The organism is Kineococcus sp. NPDC059986 (assembly GCF_040702905.1).
Lineage (GTDB): Bacteria > Actinomycetota > Actinomycetes > Actinomycetales > Kineococcaceae > Kineococcus.
This window is the reverse complement of the sequence record NZ_JBFBND010000004.1, coordinates 49,578-70,121: the sequence shown is the minus strand read 5'-3', so window position 1 is coordinate 70,121 and position 20,544 is coordinate 49,578. Positions and strand designations below refer to the sequence as shown.

Here is a 20,544-nt window from a genome sequence, read left to right as displayed (position 1 = left end):
GCCGCCGAGAGAGGTCTCGATGTCCCCAGCCGCCGACGGCCCCCGCCGTCCCCCCGCCCTCGACGCCGACGTCCTGCCCGGACTCGTGGGCTACGAGCAGTCCGCGCTGGACGAGGCCGGGGTCTCCCTCGTCATCTCCGACGCCCGCACGGCCGACCTGCCGATCTGCTGGGTGAGCCCGGCGTTCACGGCGCTGACGGGGTACCCGGCCGAGCGCGTCCTGGGGGTCAACTGCCGCTTCCTGCAGACGGAGCAGACGAGCGAGAACGCACGGGCCCGCATCCGGGACGCCCTGGCCGCCGGCGAGCCGGTCCGCGAGACGCTGCTCAACCGGCGGGCGGACGGGTCGGTGTTCTGGAACGAGCTGCTGCTGGCTCCCCTGCGGGCCGAGGGCGACGTGGTCACGCACGTGGCCGGGTACCAGGTGGACGTCACCTCGCGCGTGACGGCGCACGCGGCGCACGACCGCTTCCTCGAGGCCGAGCGCCGCGCCCGTTCTCAGGCCGGCAGGACGCGCGCGCCGCGGTAGCGGTCGACGAGACCGAGCAGCGCCCGCTCGGTGCTGACGTACCCCGTGAACCCGGCCAGCCGGCTGCGCGTCATGTCGGCGAGCACCTCGACGTCCCGGCCCAGGTCGGAGTCGCTGTGCCACCACGACGCGACCTTCGACAGGTCCGGTTCGGAGAGGCCGTGCTCGGCCACGAGCCGCGCCCACACGGGCTCGGCGTCGCGCATCTGCTCGCTGAGCGTCAGCGGTTCGCGCCCGGGGCCGACGGGTTCGACCCCGAGGTGCCCGGCCAGCCGCGGCCACAGCCGGCGCCAGCGGACGACGTCGCCGTTGACGACGTTGAAGGCCGTGTCCGCGGCGGCCGGGGTCGTGGCGGCCCACAGCTGGTGGTCGGCGAGCTGCCCGGCGTCGGTGAGGTCGACGACGCCGTCCCACTGCGTGCGCGAGCCCGGGAAGGTGAAGGGCCGACCGGTGGCCCGCACGACCGCGGCGTAGGCCCCGAGGGTCGGCACGAGGTTCATGGCGTTGCCGACCGCGAACCCGGTGACGGTGTGCGCGCGGTGCACCGACCAGCCGAACCCGTACCGGGCGGCCGCGGCGAAGAGCTCGTCCTCCTGGGCGTAGTAGAAGTTCTCCGCGTCCAGGCGGGGGGCGTCCTCGAGGAACGGCGTGTCCGGCAGGTCGCCCTGCCCGTACGCCTCGAAGGGCCCGAGGTAGTGCTTGAGGCCGGTGACCAGGGCGGTGTGCCGCACCGACCCCTGGGGGCCGAGGACGGCGAGCAGGTCGCGGACCATCCCGCCGTTGACCCGCACGTTCTCGGCCTCGGTCTCCTGCCGCGCCCAGGCCGTGACGAACACGTGGGTGGGGGCGAGCCCGGCGAGCTCGGCCTGCAGGCTGTCGCGCGAGAAGAGGTCGGCGCGCACGTGCGCGACCCCGTCGACGGTCGGGGGCCGGCGCGAGAGACCGGAGGTGCGCCAGCCCGCCGCGACGAGCTGCTCGGCCAGGGCGGTACCGGTGATGCCGGTGGCGCCGACGACGAGCGCGTGGGCCCCGGGCGGCGGCGTGCGCACGGGGGTCGGGGCGCGGTCGGGGAGCGGTGCAGAGGCGGCCATGACCACCACAGTAGGCACGAGTGTCGCCAGAGTGCTCACTGGAGTGCTCCGTAGAGTGGGGCCGTGGAGGACAGCGGAACGGGTGACTTCGGCACCCGGCTCGCCGGGGTGCTCCGGTCGGCCCGGCTCGACCGGCGCCTGAGCACCGCGGCCCTGGCCGAGGCCTCCGGTGTCTCGCGCGGAGCCGTCCTGAAGGTCGAGAGCGGGGCGTCCCAGCCCTCTGCCGCCCTGCTCGGCCGGCTCTGCGGCCCCCTCGGCCTGACGCTGTCGGAGCTGTTCGCCCGCGTGGAGGAACCGGCGCGCGAGGACGAGCGGCTCGTGCGCGCGGACGAGGCCCCCGTCTGGACCGACCCCGCGACGGGGTACCGCCGGCGCGGGCTGTCCCCGCCCGGCAGCCACCTCGAGCTCACCGAGGTCGAGCTGCCCGCCGGCGCCGCCGTGACCTACCCGGCCGCCGCGTACACCCGCATCCACCAGCAGGTGTGGGTGCTCGCGGGGACGCTCGCGCTGACCGAGGGGACCGTCGAGCACGTCCTCGCCGCCGGTGACGGCCTCCTGCTCGGCCCGGCGGCGGACTGCACGTTCCGCGCGCCGCGCGACACACCCACCCGCTACCTCGTGGTCACGGCACCCCGGTGACGCAGTGGTGAGAGCATCATCACGCTCCGTCACAGACTCGGTGGATCACGGCTCGGCCACGATTCGAGGTTCACCCGCTCGGAGCACTCAAGGAACGCGTCCCTCCTGCCGAGAGGGTGGGCATGATCGCGAGACTGCAGCAGGGCCGGACGGGTGATCCCGCCCGGACCACCCGCCCCGACGCCCCCGTGCGCGGTGGCGGAATCCGACTCGCGGTCACGACGGCCCTCGTCGTCACCGTCCTCGCCGTGGTCGCAACGCTGCTGGCGGACACCCGCGACCTCACCCAGGTCGTCTGGTGGCCGGCCGGCGGCGCGGCGCTCGGGCTGGCGGTCCGCCGTCCGGCCCGGCGGTGGTGGTGCGTCGGCGGGACGCTCGTCGGCTCGGTGCTCGCCTCCCACCTGGTCCCCGTGGGCGGCATCGAGGCACCCATCTTCGCGAGCGCGCAGGCGCTGCAGTGCGGGGTCGGCGCAGCGCTGATCACCGCCCTCGGCCGAGGGGAGTCTGCGCGCTTGCGTCGGGGCCGGGACGCCTGGCGGTTCACGGCCGGTGCGGGCGCCGGGGTCGCCGCGGCGACCCTGCTCGTCCAGACCGCCGACCCCCGCGACGGCGGTCCCTACGCGCTCGCCCAGCTCCTGGGCATCCTGCTCGTCGCCCCGCTCCTGCTGCTCGCGCCGCGCTCGGCCGGGCTCGCCCGCCCGGACGACCGGCGCTCCCGGGCCGCGGTCTCGGAGTGGCTCCTCGTGCTGGTCCTGTCCGCCGCCGTGTCCGGCACCGTCTTCTGGAACCAGACCCGCGGCCCCTGGGCCTTCCTCGTCATCGTCCCGATCCTCTGGGGCGCGGCACGTCTGGGGGTGGGCCGGGCGCTGTCCGCCCAGCTCGTCGTCGCCGTCGTCGCCACCACCGGGACGGCCCGCGGCTACGGCCCGTACGGCGACGGCCTCCAGGGCTCCCTCGCGCTGCAGGCGCTCCTGTTCGTCTCCGGCGCCGTCGCGCTCGTCATGTCGCTCGTCGTCCGCTCCCGCGAGCGGGCCGCCGTCGTCGCCGAACGCCGCGAGGAGGTCTTCCGCCGCACCTTCGACGACGCCCTCCTCGGGGTGGCGCTCCTGCGGCTGCGGCCCGACGGGTCCGCCGTCGTGGCCCGCGTCAACGAGCGCCTGCAGTCGATGCTCGGCGTCGACGTCCCCGTCGGCTCGGACTGGTCCGAGCAGGTCCACCCCGACCACCGCGAGACCTTCGTGACCGCCGCCGCCGAGATGGCGCTCGAGGTCGGCGAGGGCCGGCAGGCGCACTGGCACGCCGAGCTGCAGCACGGCGACGGCGAGGTGTGGCTCGAACTCGCGGCCGCCGCCTGGCCCACCCCCGGCGACGACGGGCGGCCCGGCGAGGTCGGGGCCGTCGTGCAGGTCATCGACGTGACCCAGCGCCGGCTCGTCCAGCGTCGGCTGCGCGAGGCCGCCCTGCACGACCCGCTGACGGGGCTGCCGAACCGGACGCTGCTGGAGGACCGGCTGCGGCACGCGCTGTCGGCCGCCGCCCGCAGCGGCGACCAGGTCGCGCTCCTGTACTGCGACCTCGACGACTTCAAACCCGTCAACGACACCGGCGGCCACGCGGCCGGCGACCACGTCCTCATCGACGTCGCCGACCGGCTCAGCGCGGCCGTGCGCCCCGGCGACACCGTCGCCCGCCTCGGTGGGGACGAGTTCGCCGTCGTCTGCCCCGGCCTGCCCGACGAGGCGACCGCCGCGGACGTCGCCGAGCGCATCGTCGCCGCGATGCGCGACCCGTTCCCCGTCGCCGGCTGGGAGTTCCGCGTCGGCATCAGCGTCGGCCTCGCGATGGCCGACGCGTCCCAGGACGCGACCCGCGTGCTCCAGCAGGCCGACCAGGCCATGTACGAGGCCAAGGGTTCGGGCAAGGGACGCGTCCGCTCCGCCCCCTCGCCCCGCACGATCGACCTGCGCACCGGCGCCTGAGCTCACCCGGGGAAGCGCGCCCACTCCCCGACGGCCTCGGCGGAGGCCACCCCGTCGAGCACGGCCACGCGCACGACCTCGGCCGCCACGCGCTGCAGCTCCACCAGCTGCCCCACCCGCGCGGGACGGTCCGCGGACAGCGGCACGGCTCCCGTCGCGAGCGCGAAGACGGTGTCCCCGTCGGCCAGCGTGTGCACGGGGTCCAGGGCCCGCGCGAGCCCCGCGTGCGCGGCCGTCGCCGTCCGGGACGTCTCCGCCGGGTCCATCGCCGCGTCCGTGGCGACGACCACCAGGGTCGTGTTGAGCGGGGACGCCTCCCCCCGGCCCGGCGGCCCGCCCACGGGGACGCCCACCGCGTTGACGACCGCGAGCGCCGCGACGACCACCTCGCCGTCCGCGACGGCGACCTTCGCCGACGCGCTGCCGACCCCGCCCTTCCAGCGCCCGCCGACGACGGCGCCCGTGCCCGCTCCGACCACCCCGCGCTCCACCGGACCCGCCGAGGCGGCCGCCGCGGCCGCGTGGCCCATCTCCTCGGTGGGGTGGTTCGCGAAGACTCCCCCGCGGCCGAGGTCGAACACCGCGGCGGCCGGCACGATCGGCACGACCTCCCCCGGGGCGGTCCCGACGGGGAACCCGCGTCCCCGCTCGGCGAGGAAGCGCTGCACGCCGTGCGCGGTGACGAGGCCGTAGGCCGATCCGCCCGTGAGGACGACGGCGTCGACCGTGGGGACGAGCGTGCGGGGGTCGAGGGCGTCCGTCTCGTGGGTGCCGGGGCCGCCACCGCGCACGTCGACGCCCCCGACGGTCCCCGGGGGCGGGAGCACGACCGTGACGCCGGTCAGCCAGCCGTCGCCGCGGCGGGTCACCTGCCCGACGTGCACGCCGTCGACGTCGGTGAGGGATCCGGTCACGGTGGGCTCCTCAGGGGAAGCGGACGGCCAGAAGGGCGCAGTCGTCCTCGCCCCGGTTGCCGACCAGCTCGTCCAGCAGCGTGTCGAGCAGCACGTCCAGGTCGGTGCTCCGGTTGCTGCGCAACGACTCCCGGACGCGTTCGATGCCCCCGACGAGGCTGCGCCCGCGCTGCTCGATGAGCCCGTCGGTGTAGAGCACGAGCGTCGCTCCCGACGGGACGGGCACCACGTGCTCGTGCCGCGGGGCGTCCGGCACCAGGCCCACGAGCAGGTCCGGTGCCCCGGTGAGCAGGTCGGTGCGGCCGTCGGGGTGCAGCAGGACCGGCGGCGGGTGCCCCGCGTTCGTCCAGCGCAGCGCGAACCCGTCCGGCCCCTCCTCCACGCACGCCACGACGAGGGTCGCGAGCGCGTCCACCCCGAGACCGGGCAGCGCGCGGTCCAGCCGCTCCACCGGGCCCGTCGGCGAGGCACCGCGGTCCCAGACGAAGGCGCGCAGGAGCCCGCGGACCTGCGCCATCGTCGCGGCCGCCGCCATGTCGTGGCCGACGACGTCACCCAGGACGAGGGTCACCGCGCCCTCGGGGCCGACGACGACGTCGTACCAGTCGCCGCCGATCTGCTCCTCGCGCGTGGCCGGCACGTAGCGGCCCCGCACCTGCAACCGGCCCGTGGACTCCGGCAGCCGCGGCAGCAGCGACTGCTGCAGCACCTGGGCCCGCGAGCGCCGCTCCGCGTCGAGCATCGCCCGGTCCAGCGCCTGGGCCGTGAACCGCGCCAGCGCGCTCCAGACGTCCGCCTCGGCCTCGAGCGTCGGGCGCTCGGTGGCCCACACGAGGTCCAGCACCCCGACGAGCCGGTCCTGCACGAGCAGCGGGAGGTACGCCGAGGCCGCGAACTCGGGCATGAGCGCCTGCGTCTCGACCAGCGGGAACGCCTCGCGCAGGTCCTCGATCGTGGGGAAGAGCAGCGCCCGGCGCTCGCGGGCCGCGGCGGCCGAGGGCACGGGGGCGTCGAGGTCGATGGTCTCCCACTCGGGCAGGGTGTCCGGGGGCAGCGTCGCGAGGGTCGTGAACCGCAGGCGGCCGTGCCCGTCGGGCAGCAGCAGCCCGCTCCAGGCGCCCCCGAGCTCGGAGCTCGTGACGTTCGCGACCGTGGCGCTGACCTCCTCGACCGTGCGCGCCCCGACGAGGGCGTCGCCGAGGCGCAGCAGGAGCCGGTTGCGCTCCTCCAGCATCCGCAGGCCGAGCTCGGCGGAGCAGGCGGCCGCCAGGTCCTGCAGCACCCCGAGCTGGTCGGGCGTCCAGCGGCGCGGCTCGCCGTCGATCGCGCACAGCACGCCGACCACGGGCGAGTCGCCCTCCGCCGCGCCGGCGCTCGGGTCGGACAGCCGCAACGGGGCGCCCGCGTAGGCGACGACGCCGAGGTCCGGGATGGCCAGGGAGTCCGCGGTCAGCGGGTCCAGGCGGGCGTCCTCGACGGCGAAGACGGCCCCCGTGGTGACGACGTGCTGGCACAGGGAGTGGGTGAGGGGTGTGGCCCGTTCGGTCTGCCACGGCTCGGGCAGGCCGACGGCGCCGGGGAAGACCTGACCGTGCCGGCTGACCATCGACACGAGCGCCACGGGGACGCCGAGGGCGAGGGTCCCGAGGCGCGCGAAGCGGTCGAGGTCGACGTCGGGGCGGGCGGGCAGGAGGGTGGTCTCCCCCAGTCCCGTCGGGGTCTGGTCCCTCGCCGGCGTGAGCACCGGTGCATCATCCCTGGTCGAGCGCGGCGACGGCACCCTCTCGGTGGTCGGCGCGGCGGGTCCGGGTTGCCTCGGCCGCCGCGGGTGCCAGAGTTGTCACGGGACCAACGAGGTCGGGGACGAACGAGGTGGCATGACGCGTCTGGAGCTGCGGGCTGATCCGTCGGCTGCTCGGCGCACCCGTTCCTGGTTGCGCGAGCAGTTCGCGGCCGTCCCCCTCCCCACCCGGGTCCGGCAGACGCTGGAGCTGCTGACGACCGAGCTCGTGACGAACGCCGTCCGCCACGGCGGGGAGCCCATCGAGGTGCGGCTGCGCCGGGTCGAGGGGTCGGTGCGGGTGTCCGTGAGCGACGGCGGCGCCGGACGGCCCCTGGTGCGGCACGTGCCGCCGACCGCGACCGGTGGACGGGGTGTCGCGCTCGTCGACACCCTCGCCCACCGGTGGGGTCTGGACCCGGCGGGGGACGGCAAGACCGTCTGGTTCGAACTCCCGCTGGACTAGCGGGTCAGCCGAAGACGTCGGGGTCCGGGCCGGTCCGCTCGTCGCGGTTCAGCGCCGTCAGCGCGTCGACCTGCTCGCCGGTGAGCTCGAAGCCCGTGACGTCGAAGTTCGACACGATGCGTTCGGGCGTGACCGACTTGGGGATGACGACGTTCCCCTGCTGCAGGTGCCAGCGCAGGACGACCTGCGCCGGGGTGCGGCCGAGCGCGTCGGCGATGCCGGTCACGACCGGGTCGGCGACGAGGTCCAGGCGCTGGGCCAGCGGGCTCCACGCCTCGGTCGCGATGCCGTGCTCGGCGTTGAAGGCGCGCAGGTCCTCCTGGACGAGGTAGGGGTGCACCTCGACCTGGTTCACGGTCGGGACGGTCCCCGTCTCGTCGAGGAGCTTGCGCAGGTGCGTCTTCTGGAAGTTCGAGACCCCGATGGTCCGGACGCGGCCGGACGCCTTGAGCTCCTCGAACGCCTGCCAGGTCTCGACGTAGTCGTCGGCCTGCTGCGGCCAGTGGATGAGGTACAGGTCGAGGTACTCCAGGCCGAGCTTGGCCAGGGACGCGTCGAACGCCGCGAGCGTCTTGTCCCGACCGTGCTCGCCGTTCGCGAGCTTGGTGGTGATGAAGACCTCTTCGCGCGGGATCCCGCTGGCGCGCAACGCGTCACCCACACCTGCCTCGTTGCCGTACCCGGCGGCGGTGTCGATGTGGCGGTACCCCGCCTGGAGGGCCTGCAGGACGACCTCGGCGGTCTGCTCCGGGGGGACCTGCCACACCCCGAAACCCAGTTGGGGAATGCTGACGCCGTCGTGGAGCTGGATGGTGGGAATCGTCACCCCGGGAACCCTACGGGGCGGGTTCCAGCCCGGCGAGGTGGACCGCGCACCAGTCCCAGAACTCCGCCGCGGGCAGCGGCGGGGAGTGCAGGAACCCCTGGGTGGTGTCGCAGTCGAGCCGGCGCAGGACGCCGAGGGTGTGCTCGGACTCCACCCCCTCCCCCACGATCCGGACGCCGAGCTGGTGACCGAGCCAGATCGTCGAGGCCACGATGGCCGCCGAGCGCGGGTCGGCGACGATGTCGGCGACGAAGCTGCGGTCGAGCTTGACCTCCTCGACGGGGAGTTCCTTGAGGTAGGCCAGCGAGGAGTACCCCGTCCCGAAGTCGTCGATGGACAACCCGACGCCGAGGGCCCGCAGACCCTCCAGGACCGACCGCGTGCGCGGTGAGCGGCTCATGAGGACGGTCTCGGTGATCTCCAGGACGAGGGCGGTGGGCGGCAGCCCGTGCCGGGCCAGGAGCTCGGCGACCCGGGTGGGCAGGTCGACGTCGAGGAGGTTGGTGGCGGACAGGTTGACGGCCAGCCGCAGCGACCGGCCCGGGAGCTCGACGGCCCAGGTGGCGGCCGCGGCGAGGGCGTCGTCGAGGACCCGGTGGGTGAGGTGCCCCATGAGCCCGTGCCGTTCCGCCTCCTCGAGGAAGCGGGCGGGGGTCAGCATCCCGAGGTCGGGGTGGTCCCACCGGACGAGGGCCTCGGCACCGCAGACCGCGCCGCTGAGGACGTCGAGCTGCGGCTGGAACAGCACGGTCAGCCGGCCGCAGTCCGCGGGGGCGGCGGGCGCGTCGTCGGTCAGGCCCAGGGCCGTCCGCAGCTGGGTCATGAGGGTGAGCGCGCCGCGGCTGGCGTCGCGGGCGGCGTCGGCGCCGAAGGCGCACACCGTCCCCCCGAGCGTCTTGGCCTCGTACATGGCGATGTCGGCGCAGCGCAGGAGGTCCGAGGGCCGCTGCGCGTCCCCGGGGAAGGTCGCGACGCCGAGGCTGGCGGCCACGTGGACGCGGTGGCCGAGCAGGTCGTAGGAACGGACCATCGCGGTGTGCACGGCCGTGGCCTGGGCGAGAGCCTCGCCGGCCGCCTCGACCCCGGGGCCACCGCTGCCGGGCAGCACGAGGGCCAGCTCGTCGCCCCCCAGGCGCGCGACGAGGACGGGGTCCGGCGCGGCCTGCAGCAACTGGAGCACGACCTGGCGCAGCAGCTCGTCCCCCGCCGCGTGGCCGAGGCCGTCGTTGACCTCCTTGAAGCGGTCCAGGTCGACGATGGCGAGCGCGAAGGGCGCGTCCGCCGCGCACCGGCGCTCCAGGTCGGCCAGCAGCGCGCGCCGGTTGGCGACCCCGGTGAGGTCGTCGGTGTGCGCCTCGCGCCGCAGGGTCGCCAGCTCCAGCAGCTCCTGCTGGGACAGGACGAGGCGGACGATCGCGGCCGTCGCGGCGAGCGCCGTCAGCCACACGGCCGAGGTGTCGAGGCGCTCGACGTGGTCGACCGCCAGGAGCGCGAAGCTCAGCGGCAGGACCACCGCGGGGGTGACGACGATGGACAGGCGGCTGCGGTGCCGCCCGCCCGCCTCGGTGCGGATGCGCAGCGCCCCGACGCCGAGGAGGGCCAGGCCCGCGGCGGCGAGGCCGTCGACGCCCCCGCCGGGGGTGTAGCGGCCGGTGAGGGACACGACGGTGAAGGTCGTGTCGCCGAGCGTGAGCAGCCCGAAGCCGGCCGCCAGCAGCCACCACCGCCCGCGGGAGCGCACGGCCGCGACGAGGGCGGCCAGGAAGAGCAGGGCGTCGAGGACGACGAGCATGACCCAGGTCGTCACCGCGGCCGCCGGCATGCCGCTGACGTCCACGGCGGGCCGCACGAGGAACTCCTGGGCGAGCGCGGCGGAGAGCAGGAGGATGCCCAGCGCCTCGGCCACGTACCCCACGCGCCAGCGCCGGGCCCCCACCCAGACCAGCCGGATCCCCGCGACGAGGAAGGTGCCGTACCCGACGACGTACCCCAGCTCGAGACCCGTCAGACCGCGCACGCCCCGCCCGAGAACGGCCTCGGCGACGTCGAAGGCGATCTCGGAGGCGCAGTACGCGCCCACCCCGACCGCCATGAACGTCCAGAAGGGCGAGATCCCGTGGCAGTGCCGGGCCCGCCAGACCATGGCGGCGAGCACCCCGATCTCGACGAGGTTGCCGAGCGTGAGGTCGGCGAGGCGGCCCACGTGGACGGACCACAAGCCCAGGGCGACACCGGCCGAGAGGAGCCCGTAGACGCCGGCGAGCCCGAGGAGGACGACGGCGGCCCGGTCGGCCCGCCGGGCCGTGGCGGCGTCGACGACGAACTCCTCCGTGCCTCCCCCGCTCACACTGCGAAATGGTGCCGTACTCAGCGTGGCTGCGGGACGGCCTCGCGCAAGTCCAGCACCCTCGTGGCGGACAGGGTCGCGGTCAGGTGGTCGGCAGCCGCGAGGACCGCCCGCTCCCCGGCGACCACCCCCGGCGTCGTGAGGACGTCGTGCGGCACCCCCTCGACGAGCACCTCGCGCGCGTCGACGCCCGCGGCCCGCAGCGCCGCCGCGAAGGCGAGCCCCTCGTCGCGGACCGGGTCGGCACCCGCCACGACGACGGTCGTGGGGGCGCACCCCGTGAGGTCCGTGGCCCGCGCGGGGGCGACGTCGCTGCGGTGCCGGGTCGCACGGTCGGGGACGTACATGCGCCAGAACCAGGCCAGGTCCGCCACCGACAGCCCCAGTCCGTCACCGAAGAGGCGGTGGGAGTCGCGGTCGAGGTCGTCGTCCAGGAGGGGGCAGAACAGCAGCTGGTGGGCCAGCGGCGGGACCTGCCCCGTGCGGGCGCGCAGGGCCAGGACGGCGGCGAGCTGGCCACCCGCGCCGTGACCGGCCACGACGAGGGGTCCCGTCAGCCCGGGGACGCGGCCCGCGGCGAGCGCCTCCAGGACCGCCGAGGCGTCGTCGAGCGCGGCGGGCCACGGGTGCTCGGGCGCCAACCGGTAGGACAGGCTGAGGACGGTGACGCCGGCCGCCGCCGCGAGGCGCCGGCACAGCAGGTCGTCGGAGTCGAGGTCGCCGAGCGCCCAGCCGCCGCCGTGCAGGAAGAGCACCGTCGCCGACTGCCGCAGCTCCTCCGGGACGTAGAGCCGCGCCGGGCGCGGACCGGCGGCACCACGGACCGCCAGGTCCTCGGTGCGCACGCCGAGGTCCGGGCGGGACGGGGCGGGACGGCAGGCGCGGGCGCGCGCGACGGCCAGCCCGGCGAGGTGGCGCGGGGTGAGCGATCCGTCGACGAGCGCGCGGGCGGCGAAGGCCTGCGCCGCCTGCTCGTCGGTGAGGCGGGGGTCGAGCACGGGGCACGTCGGCACGTGGGCCTCCTCGATCTCAGGTGCAGCGCAGCTCCCAGCGTGCCCCGCGCAGGCTCCCGGTGGGTTTCCGGCCGGTGGCCGTCGTGTTGCGGTCGTGTTGCCCCGGCTGGCCGCGGGCCGCGCCGGACACGGCAGGATCGCGGCATGGACCTCGACGTCTTCACCGCCGCCCTGCCCAAGGTCGAGCTGCACCTGCACCTCGAGGGGACCCTCGAACCGGACCTCAAGCTCGAACTGGCCCGCCGCAACGGGGTCGACATCGGCCAGAGCACGGTCGAGGAGGTGCGGGCCACCTACGTCTTCGACTCCCTCGCCTCCTTCCTCGCCGTGTACTACCCCGCGATGGACGTCCTCGTGACCCGCGCGGACTTCCGCGACCTCGCGCTGGCCTACTTCCGCAAGGCCGCGGAGCAGAACGTCCGGCACGCCGAGGTGTTCTTCGACCCGCAGGTCCACGTCGCCCGCGGAGTGGCCTTCGAGGACGTCGTGCTCGGCTACCACGACGCCGTCGTGCAGGCCCGCGAGGAACTGGGCCTGAGCGCGGGTCTGGTCCTGTGCATCGTGCGCGACCTGCCCGTCGAGAGCGCCGAGGACGTCGTCGAGCGGGTGCTGGGGTTCCGCGAGCAGGTCGTCGGCATCGGCCTGGACTCCGACGAGCGCGGCAACCCGCCCGCGAAGTTCGCCCACCTGTTCGCCAAGGCCCGGGCGGCCGGCTTCAAGGTGACCGCGCACTGCGACATCGACCAGGAGGACACCCTCGAGCACCTGCGCCAGGTCCTCGAGGACATCGAGGTCGACCGGATCGACCACGGCACGAACGTCGTGGAGGACCCGCGCCTGCTCGCGCTGCTGCAGGAGCGCGGAACGGGCCTGACGTGCTGCCCGATCTCGAACTCGTTCGTCACCGACGACAGCAAGGCCCCCGTCATCGCCGACCTCCTGCGCCGCGGGGTGAAGGTGACGGTGAACTCCGACGACCCGGCCTACTTCGGCGGGTACGTGACGGAGAACCTCATCGCCCTGACCCGCGCCGCCGACCTCGGCCCGGACGAGCTCGTCCAGCTGCAGCGCAACGCCATCGAGATCTCCTGGGCCCCCGACGACGTCAAGGAGGAGTTCCTCGCCGAGCTGGACGCGTACGAGGCGCTCGTCGCCCCGCCGCTGTGATCAGCGGACGTTCGCGAGGAAACCGCCGTCCACCGGGAGGGTGTGACCGCTGATCCAGGCCGCGTCGTCGGAGGCGAGGAAGGCGGCGGCGGCCGCGACGTCCTCGGGTTCGCCGACGCGGCCCAGCGGGTACCAGTCCGCCCACGCGTCCGGCATGCCCGGCCGGTCGTCCCAGACGCGGGTGCGGATCGTGCCGGGGGCGACGACGTTCGTGCGCACCCCGTGCCGGGCGTGGCTGCGGGTCAGGTTGAGCGCGAGCGCCCCCAGCCCGGCCTTCCCGGCCGCGTAGGCCTCGCTGCCCAGGCCGGCGAGGGCGTTGATGGAGCTCACGAGGACGACGGCCGACGTCGGGTGCGTCCGCAGGGCGGGCAGCGCGGCCCGCGCGCAGCGGACGGCGCCGAGCAGGTTGAGGTCGAGGTTCGCCGTCCACTCCTCGTCGCGGGACTCCTCGAACTCGCCCTGCGCGAGGGCGAGGCCGACGACGTGCACGAGGGCGTGGACGGCCAGGCCGTCGAACGCGGCCCGGACGGAGGCGTCGTCGAGGACGTCGACGGCGTGCGCCCGGTGACCGGTGCCCGCGAGCTCCGGCAGGAGCGCCTGCGCCGCGCCGAGGTCGCGGTCCAGGACGGCGACGCGGGCGCCCTCCGCGGCGAGCCGCAGCGCGCAGGCGCGGCCGATGCCGTGCGCCCCACCGGTGACGACGACGTCCCGGTCGGCGAAGCGGCCGGGCAGTGGAGTGGGGGTCACCCGCCGATCCTGCCGGTCGGCTCCCGCCGCCGCACGAGGCGGGTGCCGACGAGGGTGCAGAGCACCGGCAGGACGGCGAGGGGTGCGACGAGGAGGTACCCGCCCCGGGCCCCCGCGGCGTCCACGACGAACCCGCCGACGACCGTGCCCAGGGCGGTGCCGGCCGTGACGGCGGTGCTGACCCAGGCGAGGGACTCGCTCAGCCGGTGGGCCGGGGCGGCCTCCTCGACGAGGCGGTTCACCGCGACGCCGAGCGGGGCGTAGGTGGCCCCGGCGACGAAGCTCAGCACGAGGACCCCGGCGACCCCGGGCACGGTCGCGAGGGAGGCGTACCCCACCCCGAACAGCGCTGCCGCGGCGACCGCGCCGCGCCGGGAGTCGGCCACGGGCGGCAGCACCCCGACGACGAGTCCGCCGACGACGGCACCGAGCGCCCCGGCGCCGAGCACCGACCCGGCGAGCTGGGGCACCCCGCGCTCGGTCGTGAGCGCGACGGCGGACAGGTCGGCGAGCCCGAAGACGGCGCCGACGGCGACCCCCGCGGCCAGCACCCCGAGGACGTCGGGGCGGGTGACGGGCAGGGTGCGGCGCCGGTGGCCTCCCGGGGCGTCGCTCCCCTGCCCGTGCGACTGGGCGGACAGCGCGAGGCAGCCGGCCGCACCCGCGCCGCAGGCCAGCAGCAGGGCCAGGCGGGGGTCGGCCGCCGCCGCGACGAGGGAGGCGAGGGCGGGTCCGGCGACCCAGACGAGCTCGTCGAAGACGCCTTCGAGCGCGAACGCCGTCGCCAGCCGCGGGTCCGCGGACCCGTCGCGCCGCGGGTACCGGCGGGCCCAGCGGGTGCGGGTGAACGAGCCCACGGGGGCGACGCCCGCCCCCACGACGGCGGCGGCCACGAGGACCACCGGGGGTGGGGCGCCGAGCCCCGTCACGACGACGAAGAGGGCGGCACCGACGACCCCGACGGCGGCGGCCGCGCGCAGGGCCACGGGTTGGCCGGCCCGGTCGGCCCAGCGCCCCAGGGCCGGGCCGACGAGCGCCCCCGTCGCGACGACGACGGCCGACACGGTCCCGGCGAGCGCGAACTCCCCCGTCGTGCGGCGCACCACGAGCAGGGCGGCGAACCCCACGACGGCGAGCGGGACGCGGGCCAGCAGACCGCTCACGGCCAGCAGCAGGTGCGCCCGCGGGCTGAGCACCTCGACGTACGACCGCACCGGACCTCCTCCGCCGACCCTCGCCGTTGCGGCACCGGGTGTCAACGGCCGCCGACCGGGCCCCGGCGGCGCGGCGGTGACAGCATGGCGGGGTGCCGAGCGAACCGACGACCGTCCCCGCCGCGGTTCTCTCGGAGTGGATCGTCGCCCACCGCGACGACCTCCTGGGCGACGTCCGCACCCTCGTGGAGGTGGAGACCCCGTCCGACGACCGGGCCGCGCTCGACCGGGGACTGGCGGTCGTCGAGGAGCTCGTCGTCCGCCGCCTCGGCGAACCGTCCCACCGGGAGGTCACCGCCGGCGGTGAGCACGGGGACGTCGTGGTCCTGGAGTTCCCGGGCGACCTCGACGGACCGCCCGTCCTCCTGCTCGCCCACTACGACACGGTCTGGCCGCTGGGGACCCTGGCGGAGATCCCGTTCTCGCTCGACGGTGACGTCCTGCGCGGTCCGGGGGTCTTCGACATGAAGTCGGGTCTCGTGCAGGCGGTGTGGGCCGTGGCCGCGCTGCGGCACGCGAGTGTCTCGCACCCGCCGGTGCGGCTGCTGCTGAACGGCGACGAGGAGATCGGCTCCCCCGTCGCGCGGCCCGTCATCGAGGCCGAGGCCCGCGGGGCCGGTGAGGTGTTCGTGCTCGAGGCGAGCGGCCCCGGGGGTGCGCTCAAGACGGCCCGCAAGGGCGTCGGCCTGTTCCAGGTGCACCTGCGCGGTGTGGAGGCGCACGCCGGGCTCGACCCGACCGCCGGGGCCAGCGCCGTCCTCGCGCTGGCCCGGGTCGTGCAGCAGCTGCACGCCGCGACGGACCTCGCCGTCGGTACGTCCGTGAACGTCGGGGTCGTCACGGGCGGGACGCGGCCGAACGTCACCGCGGGCGCGGCGTGGGCCAGCCTCGACGTCCGCGTCGCCGACCCGGCCGAGCAGGCCCGCGTCGAGGAGGTCCTGCGGACCCTGGACACCGGCGACGACCGCGTGACGTACGAGGTGACGGGCCGCTGGAACCGCCCCGTCATGGCCCGCACCGACTCCACCGCGGAACTGTTCGCGCGGGCCCGGCGGCTCGCCGCGGAGTCCGGGTTCGAGCTCGCGGAGGTCTCCGTCGGCGGGGCGAGCGACGGGAACTTCGCCTCCGCGGTGGGGGCGCCCGTGCTCGACGGCCTCGGTGCGGTCGGTGGCGGCGCGCACGCGCGGAGCGAGCACGCGACGGTGTCCGGTCTGCTGCAGCGGACGGCCCTGCTCGCGGGGTTGCTGGCCACGTCGGGGGCTGCGACCCGACGGTAGGTTCGGCGTTCCCGCGACCTCCTGACGTGGGAGCACCACCCCGTCGCGATCCCGTGCGAGGGGGGACGAGGCGATCATCTCCGGCAGCGCCGGGGACGGCGAGACGTTCGCGGAGGACCCGGAAAACCCCCCGCGCTCGACGACCTGTTCCCCCTCCGGCTCGACGGCCCGGACGGGGAGGAATTTCGCCCGAGGTGCCCGCACGTTTCACCCGTCCCGTCGAGGACCCGCCGGTCGCCGCGCTCGTGCGGTGCTCGTTCTCGGGCGACGCGGCGTGGGAGTTCGCCGCCGGTGACGACGTGCTGCGGTAGGCCGTCGAGGCGGGGAACCTCGTCCTGCTGGACCGATGTCCGGTGGAGGTCCTCGCGGGCCCCGTCGCGCTGACGCACCTGGTGTTCCCCACCGAGCCGTCCCGGGAACTGCGCACGGCCGGGTCAGCGCGGGTGACCGTGCTCGCCCGCCGAGGAGTTCCGCCCGGCCCACCGGGACACGGCGCGGCGGGGAGTTCCCTTGACCACCCCCCGGGCCCTCACTACGGTCGAACGGACGTCCGGGCAGCGTCACCGACGGTGCCCCACTCTCCCGCAGGACGTGGGGCGGAACCGATGCGGCGCAACGACACAGCCGATGGCGACGGAACTCTGTCACCGTCGGCGGGACCGCGACGGGGCGGCGCGCTGGCCGTCTGCGCGGTGGCTGCTGCGGTGCTGGTCGGCCTGTTCCCCGTCCTCTCGGGGTCGACCACCTCCTGGGTCGTCCTCGCCGTCCTGGGGGCCGTCGCGGTGCGCTCGCGAGTGCCCGAGTACCGGGACGTGGTCGTCCTGGCGTCGTGCCTGTACGTCCTCGCCCTCGTTCCCGGCGTCAGCCTGTGGCCCCTGCCCGCCGGCGCGGCCCTGCTCCTCACCGCGGCGCTGGCCGCAGCCCGGGGCGGGTGGTCGCGGTGGCGGACGTGGTGGCGCGTCGGGCGCATCGACGCGGTCAGCTGGGCCCTGGTGGGTGGTGTGGTGGTCGTGACGGTCGTCGCGCTCCTCACCTGGCACCACGTCGTCGACCGCCGGTTGCCTGCCCCGTACGTGGAACTGGCGGAGGGGCGCCCGCCCTGGCTGGTCGCCGGCGCGGGTGTCGGCTTCCTGCTGCTCAACTCCTTCATCGAGGACTCGATCTTCAGCGGACTCCTCCTCGGCCTCCTCGACCGGTTCCTGCCGCCGCGCGCGTCCGTCGCCGTCGTCGCGATCTGCTTCGGCCTGCTCCACCTGCACGGAGTACCCGACGGCTGGGTGGGGGTGGCGATGTCCGGCACGTGGGCGGTCCTGCTGGCCGTGCTGCGCCACCGGACGGGAGGGCTGGTCGCGACCTACCTGGCGCACGCGGCAGCCGACGCGACGATCGTCGCGATGCTCCTGCCCTCCGTCGGGCACTGAGGCCCCGGCGCACGTTCCGGGGTTGACCGGTACCCGGTTCCGGACGCAGACTACCCCCTGGTGTTAGCGGCTTCCACACAATGAAAGTGTGGAGCTGTTCCAAGCTACGAGGAGGTAGTCGATGACGGTCGCCGTCCTGGGACTCGGTGAGGCCGGGTCGCTCTACGCACAAGGGTTCGTCTCCGCAGGCCGCACGGTCGTCGGGTTCGACCCCGCGGACGTCCCCACCCCCGACGGGGTGGTCCGCGCCGCGACGGTCGCCGAGGCGGTCGACGGGGCGCACCTGGTCCTGGGGTTGACGGGTGCCGCCCACGCCGAGGCCGTGTTCGACGCGGCCCGCCCGCACCTCGGCCCCGACGCGGTGTTCGTCGAGATGAACTCGGCGTCCCCGTCCCTCAAGCAGCGGCTGGCCCGCCGCGCGGGCGGCGTCGCCGTCGCCGACGTCGCGGTCGTCGGGTCCGTCCCCGAGGGTGGCGCCCGGACGGCCCTCGTCGTGTCCGGCGACGGCGCCGAGGCCACGGCCGCCGAGTTCCGCGCCCTGGGCGCACCCGTCGAGGTCCTGGCCGCCGAGGCCGGGGCCGCCGCGCGCCGCAAGCTGCTGCGCAGCGTGTTCATGAAGGGCCTCGGCGCGCTCGTGGTGGAGACCCTCGCCGCGGGCGAGGCCGCCGGGGACCTCGACTGGGTGCGCGGCCAGGTCGCCGCCCAGCTCGCCGGCGGGGACGCGTGGATGGACCGCCTCGCGCAGGGCACGGTCAAGCACGGTGTGCGACGCAGCCACGAGTCGGTCGCCGCCGCGCAGGTGCTGCGCGAGCTCGGAGTGAGTCCGACGATGACGCTCGCGGCGGCCGACCTGCACCTCGGTGCCGTCCGCGACGAGCACCGGCTGGAGCAGGGGCTCCTCGACGCCTACGCCGGGGTTCCCGTCGCCAACATCGGTGACGCCCGCGAACGCCTCGGCCTGCTGGCCGGTCGGATCAGCGCGGTCTGGCCCGGCGCCCGCGTCGTCGGTCGCGCCCTGCCCGTGTTCTGCCGCAAGGGCGAGAACATCGGCATCCTCGCGGCCCTCGACGTGGCCCAGCCCGGCGACGTGCTCGTCGTCGACGGTCAGGGCGATCCCGACCGCGCCCTCATGGGCGAACTCCTCGCCGAACGCGCCCGCGTCAAGGGCGTCCTCGGCATGGTCGTCGACGGCGCCGTCCGCGACGTGGAGGAACTCCAGGAACTCCGGTTCCCCGTGTGGGCCGTGGGGTCCTCCCCCGCCGGTCCGTACAAGAACGGACCCGGCTGGGCCGGCCGGCCCGTGGCCGTCGGCGGTGTCGTCGTGCACCGCGGCGACCTCGTCGTGGGCGACGGCGACGGGGTCGCCGTGGTCCCGGCCGCCGAGGCCGAGCGCACGCTCGTCGACGCCCTCGCCGTGCAGGCCGACGAGGCCGCCCGGCGCGCCGCGATCGTCGCCTCCGGTGCGTCGCGGTGATCGCGATCTGGGCGCTCGGCGCCTACATCACCTCGATCATCGTGTGGAACGCGGCGCTCAAGCGGAACATCGGCGAGGCCATGCTCGTCGGCCTGCTGGTGACGGTGGCGTTCGCGGGCACGGACCTGTTCTCCCTGCTCGCGACGTCCGTGGCGCACGCGATGCAGGAGGAGGTCACCTACGCCGCGATCGCGTTCGTGGTGGCCAGCCACCTCATGAGCCGGACGCCGATCCTGTTCCGGCTCATCGACATCCTGAACTCCCTGCTCGGCCGGGTGCGCGGTGGCCCCGTCTACACGAGCATCCTCGGCGGGGCCGCGTTCGCCGCGATCGCGCACATCGGTGCCGCCGTGACGGCGGCCGTCGGGTCCATCACGATCCCCTGGATGAAGCGGTCCGGGGTGACGCCCGCCATGTCGGCGACCGTCGTCGCCGGGTGCGCGGGCATGGGCATCACGTTCCCCTTCAGCGGCACCATGTTCATCCTCGTCGGGTCCGCCGGGGTGTCCCAGCTCATGGACGCCGACGAGATCGTCCTGCCCCTGTTCATCGCGGGTTCCTGGTGCCTGCTCTACCGCCTCGTCGCGGCGTTCGTCATCGTCCGCCGGCACGGGATCCAGGCGATGGACCCCGCCGACCTGCTGCCCGTGCGGCGCAGCGTCAAGGTCGGCTGGACCTCGCTCCTGCTGCTCGTCGCCATCGCCGTCCCCGTGATGCTGACGCTCGGCCCCACCGGGCGGGCGCTGAACTCCTGGACGGGGGTCGACGTCGGCGACGCCATCAGCCTCGTGCTGTGGATCCCCGTCCTGCTCACGGCCCTCGTCGCGTTCCTGGGCCGGGACGCGCTGCCGAAGCGTCCGCGCGAGTGGTGGACGTTGTTCGGGGACAGCGCACCGCGCATCGGGGTCGTCGGCGTGACCATCGTCAGCGCGTTCGCCGCGTCGGCCGCCCTGGCCGACCTCGGTCTGCCCGCGCAGCTGACGACGTTGCTCGGCAGGCTCGACGCCCCGCTGTGGGTACTCGCGATCTGCGTCGGTGTCCTGGTGGTCGCCGTGGCGATCCCGCTCACCGGCTCGGCGACGATGGCCGCCATCGGGCCCGTCGCCGTCGTGACGCTGGTCGGGGCCGGGGTTCCCGCTCCCGTCGCGGCGTCGGCGGTGCTGGTGTTCGCCTCCACCGAGGGTGCGTCGCCGCCGTCGGCCGCCCCCATCTACGTCGCCAGCGGCATCGCCGGCGCGGACCCGGGGAAGACCTTCAAACCCCTCGTCGGGTACTTCTGCCTGCCGATCCTCGCGATCGGGGTGCTCATCAGCCTCGGCGCCCTGCCCGTCTGACCCACCCACCCCCACCCCTCGTCTCGAAGGTGAGCCGACCGATGTCCCGCACGCTGTCCGTGATCCGCTTCCTCTTCACCCTCGCCACCGTGGCCCTCGTCCTCGGCGGGATCGTCCTCGTCGCGGCGCAGGCCCTCGCGCTCGTCCTCGGGCGCGGCGCGTGGCTCGAGGCCGTTCCCGAGGTGGTCGGTCCCCCCACCCTCGTCTCGGCGAGTGTGGCGGGTCTGCTCGCCTTCGTCCTCAGCTACCGCCGGGAGGACGGCGCCGCCGCCGACGGTGACGAGGACGCCCACCACACGGCGGACGGCACCGCCCGCGCCGCCTGA

At 75.4% G+C, this 20,544-nt stretch carries 18 protein-coding genes; 10 read left to right on the top strand and 8 right to left on the bottom strand.

The window, feature by feature from the left end:
* The first annotated feature begins 19 nt into the window (after window positions 1-19).
* Window positions 20-529 carry a PAS domain-containing protein gene (locus tag AB0637_RS05165; protein ID WP_366170103.1) on the top strand — a complete coding sequence of 170 codons (510 nt, stop codon included), beginning with the start codon at window positions 20-22 and terminating at the stop codon, window positions 527-529.
* On the opposite strand, the gene AB0637_RS05160 is transcribed toward AB0637_RS05165, so the two are convergent.
* Window positions 499-1,620 carry an SDR family oxidoreductase gene (locus AB0637_RS05160; protein WP_366170102.1) on the bottom strand — a complete coding sequence of 374 codons (1,122 nt, stop codon included), beginning with the start codon at window positions 1,618-1,620 and terminating at the stop codon, window positions 499-501. The two genes, AB0637_RS05165 and AB0637_RS05160, sit on opposite strands and share 31 nt — an antisense overlap.
* Window positions 1,621-1,683: 63 nt before the next feature.
* On the opposite strand from AB0637_RS05160, the gene AB0637_RS05155 reads away from it, so the two are divergent.
* Window positions 1,684-2,259: a helix-turn-helix domain-containing protein gene (locus AB0637_RS05155; protein ID WP_366170101.1), complete on the top strand. Its 576-nt coding sequence runs from the start codon at window positions 1,684-1,686 to the stop codon at window positions 2,257-2,259.
* A 122-nt stretch (window positions 2,260-2,381) separates the two neighbouring features.
* Window positions 2,382-4,238 carry a diguanylate cyclase gene (locus tag AB0637_RS05150; RefSeq protein WP_366170100.1) on the top strand — a complete coding sequence of 619 codons (1,857 nt, stop codon included), beginning with the start codon at window positions 2,382-2,384 and terminating at the stop codon, window positions 4,236-4,238.
* 2 nt (window positions 4,239-4,240) lie between these two features.
* On the opposite strand, the gene AB0637_RS05145 is transcribed toward AB0637_RS05150, so the two are convergent.
* Both AB0637_RS05145 and AB0637_RS05140 read right to left on the bottom strand, forming a co-directional pair.
* Window positions 4,241-5,152 carry a P1 family peptidase gene (locus AB0637_RS05145; RefSeq protein ID WP_366170099.1) on the bottom strand — a complete coding sequence of 304 codons (912 nt, stop codon included), beginning with the start codon at window positions 5,150-5,152 and terminating at the stop codon, window positions 4,241-4,243.
* A gap of 10 nt (window positions 5,153-5,162) precedes the next feature.
* Window positions 5,163-6,896: a SpoIIE family protein phosphatase gene (locus AB0637_RS05140; RefSeq protein ID WP_366170098.1), complete on the bottom strand. Its 1,734-nt coding sequence runs from the start codon at window positions 6,894-6,896 to the stop codon at window positions 5,163-5,165.
* Window positions 6,897-7,029: 133 nt separating this feature from the next.
* Between AB0637_RS05140 and AB0637_RS05135 the strand changes: the two genes are divergently transcribed.
* Entirely contained in the window at window positions 7,030-7,398 is a 369-nt protein-coding gene (locus tag AB0637_RS05135) for an ATP-binding protein (protein ID WP_366170097.1), read from the top strand.
* Window positions 7,399-7,402: 4 nt separating this feature from the next.
* On the opposite strand, the gene AB0637_RS05130 is transcribed toward AB0637_RS05135, so the two are convergent.
* From AB0637_RS05130 to AB0637_RS05120, 3 genes are read right to left on the bottom strand one after another with little or no spacing between them, the layout of a single operon-like run.
* Complete coding sequence (locus AB0637_RS05130) at window positions 7,403-8,224, bottom strand: aldo/keto reductase (RefSeq protein ID WP_366170096.1); 822 nt, start codon at window positions 8,222-8,224, stop codon at window positions 7,403-7,405.
* A gap of 10 nt (window positions 8,225-8,234) precedes the next feature.
* Window positions 8,235-10,571, bottom strand: coding sequence for a bifunctional diguanylate cyclase/phosphodiesterase (locus AB0637_RS05125; protein ID WP_366170095.1), 2,337 nt, complete (start codon window positions 10,569-10,571; stop codon window positions 8,235-8,237).
* 20 nt (window positions 10,572-10,591) lie between these two features.
* Entirely contained in the window at window positions 10,592-11,584 is a 993-nt protein-coding gene (locus AB0637_RS05120) for an alpha/beta hydrolase (protein ID WP_366170094.1), read from the bottom strand.
* A 144-nt stretch (window positions 11,585-11,728) separates the two neighbouring features.
* Here AB0637_RS05120 and add point away from each other — a divergent pair, with 144 nt between their 5' ends.
* Window positions 11,729-12,751 (top strand): adenosine deaminase, encoded by a 1,023-nt coding sequence (gene add / locus AB0637_RS05115; RefSeq protein ID WP_366170093.1) that lies wholly within the window; start codon window positions 11,729-11,731, stop codon window positions 12,749-12,751.
* Here the strand turns inward: add and AB0637_RS05110 are convergent, their stop codons facing one another.
* Together AB0637_RS05110 and AB0637_RS05105 are read right to left on the bottom strand one after the other, a co-directional pair.
* Window positions 12,752-13,498, bottom strand: a complete 747-nt coding sequence (locus tag AB0637_RS05110) for an SDR family oxidoreductase (RefSeq protein WP_366170092.1) — start codon at window positions 13,496-13,498, stop codon at window positions 12,752-12,754.
* Window positions 13,495-14,712 (bottom strand): MFS transporter, encoded by a 1,218-nt coding sequence (locus tag AB0637_RS05105; protein ID WP_366170091.1) that lies wholly within the window; start codon window positions 14,710-14,712, stop codon window positions 13,495-13,497. The genes AB0637_RS05110 and AB0637_RS05105 overlap by 4 nt, the downstream gene beginning before the upstream one ends.
* 92 nt (window positions 14,713-14,804) lie before the next feature.
* Between AB0637_RS05105 and AB0637_RS05100 the strand changes: the two genes are divergently transcribed.
* The 5 genes from AB0637_RS05100 (at window position 14,805) to AB0637_RS05080 (ending at window position 20,544) form a co-directional block, all read left to right on the top strand.
* Complete coding sequence (locus AB0637_RS05100) at window positions 14,805-15,989, top strand: M20 family metallopeptidase (protein WP_366170090.1); 1,185 nt, start codon at window positions 14,805-14,807, stop codon at window positions 15,987-15,989.
* 692 nt (window positions 15,990-16,681) lie between these two features.
* Entirely contained in the window at window positions 16,682-17,410 is a 729-nt protein-coding gene (locus AB0637_RS05095; protein ID WP_366170089.1) for a CPBP family intramembrane glutamic endopeptidase, read from the top strand.
* A 121-nt stretch (window positions 17,411-17,531) separates the two neighbouring features.
* Entirely contained in the window at window positions 17,532-18,884 is a 1,353-nt protein-coding gene (locus tag AB0637_RS05090) for a DUF1932 domain-containing protein (protein ID WP_366170088.1), read from the top strand.
* Entirely contained in the window at window positions 18,881-20,218 is a 1,338-nt protein-coding gene (locus AB0637_RS05085; protein WP_366170087.1) for a TRAP transporter large permease subunit, read from the top strand. Before AB0637_RS05090 ends, AB0637_RS05085 begins: the two co-directional genes overlap by 4 nt.
* A 41-nt stretch (window positions 20,219-20,259) precedes the next feature.
* On the top strand, window positions 20,260-20,544 hold the full coding sequence (locus tag AB0637_RS05080; protein WP_366170086.1) for a hypothetical protein: 285 nt from the start codon (window positions 20,260-20,262) through the stop codon (window positions 20,542-20,544).

Coding starts and splice junctions, on each gene's coding strand:
- AB0637_RS05150 (WP_366170100.1), top strand. CDS start 2,382: ATGATCGCGAGACTGCAGCAGGGCCGGACGGGTGATCCCGCCCGGACC.
- AB0637_RS05160 (WP_366170102.1), bottom strand. CDS start 1,620: ATGGCCGCCTCTGCACCGCTCCCCGACCGCGCCCCGACCCCCGTGCGC.
- AB0637_RS05080 (WP_366170086.1), top strand. CDS start 20,260: ATGTCCCGCACGCTGTCCGTGATCCGCTTCCTCTTCACCCTCGCCACC.
- add (WP_366170093.1), top strand. CDS start 11,729: ATGGACCTCGACGTCTTCACCGCCGCCCTGCCCAAGGTCGAGCTGCAC.
- AB0637_RS05165 (WP_366170103.1), top strand. CDS start 20: ATGTCCCCAGCCGCCGACGGCCCCCGCCGTCCCCCCGCCCTCGACGCC.
- AB0637_RS05135 (WP_366170097.1), top strand. CDS start 7,030: ATGACGCGTCTGGAGCTGCGGGCTGATCCGTCGGCTGCTCGGCGCACC.
- AB0637_RS05090 (WP_366170088.1), top strand. CDS start 17,532: ATGACGGTCGCCGTCCTGGGACTCGGTGAGGCCGGGTCGCTCTACGCA.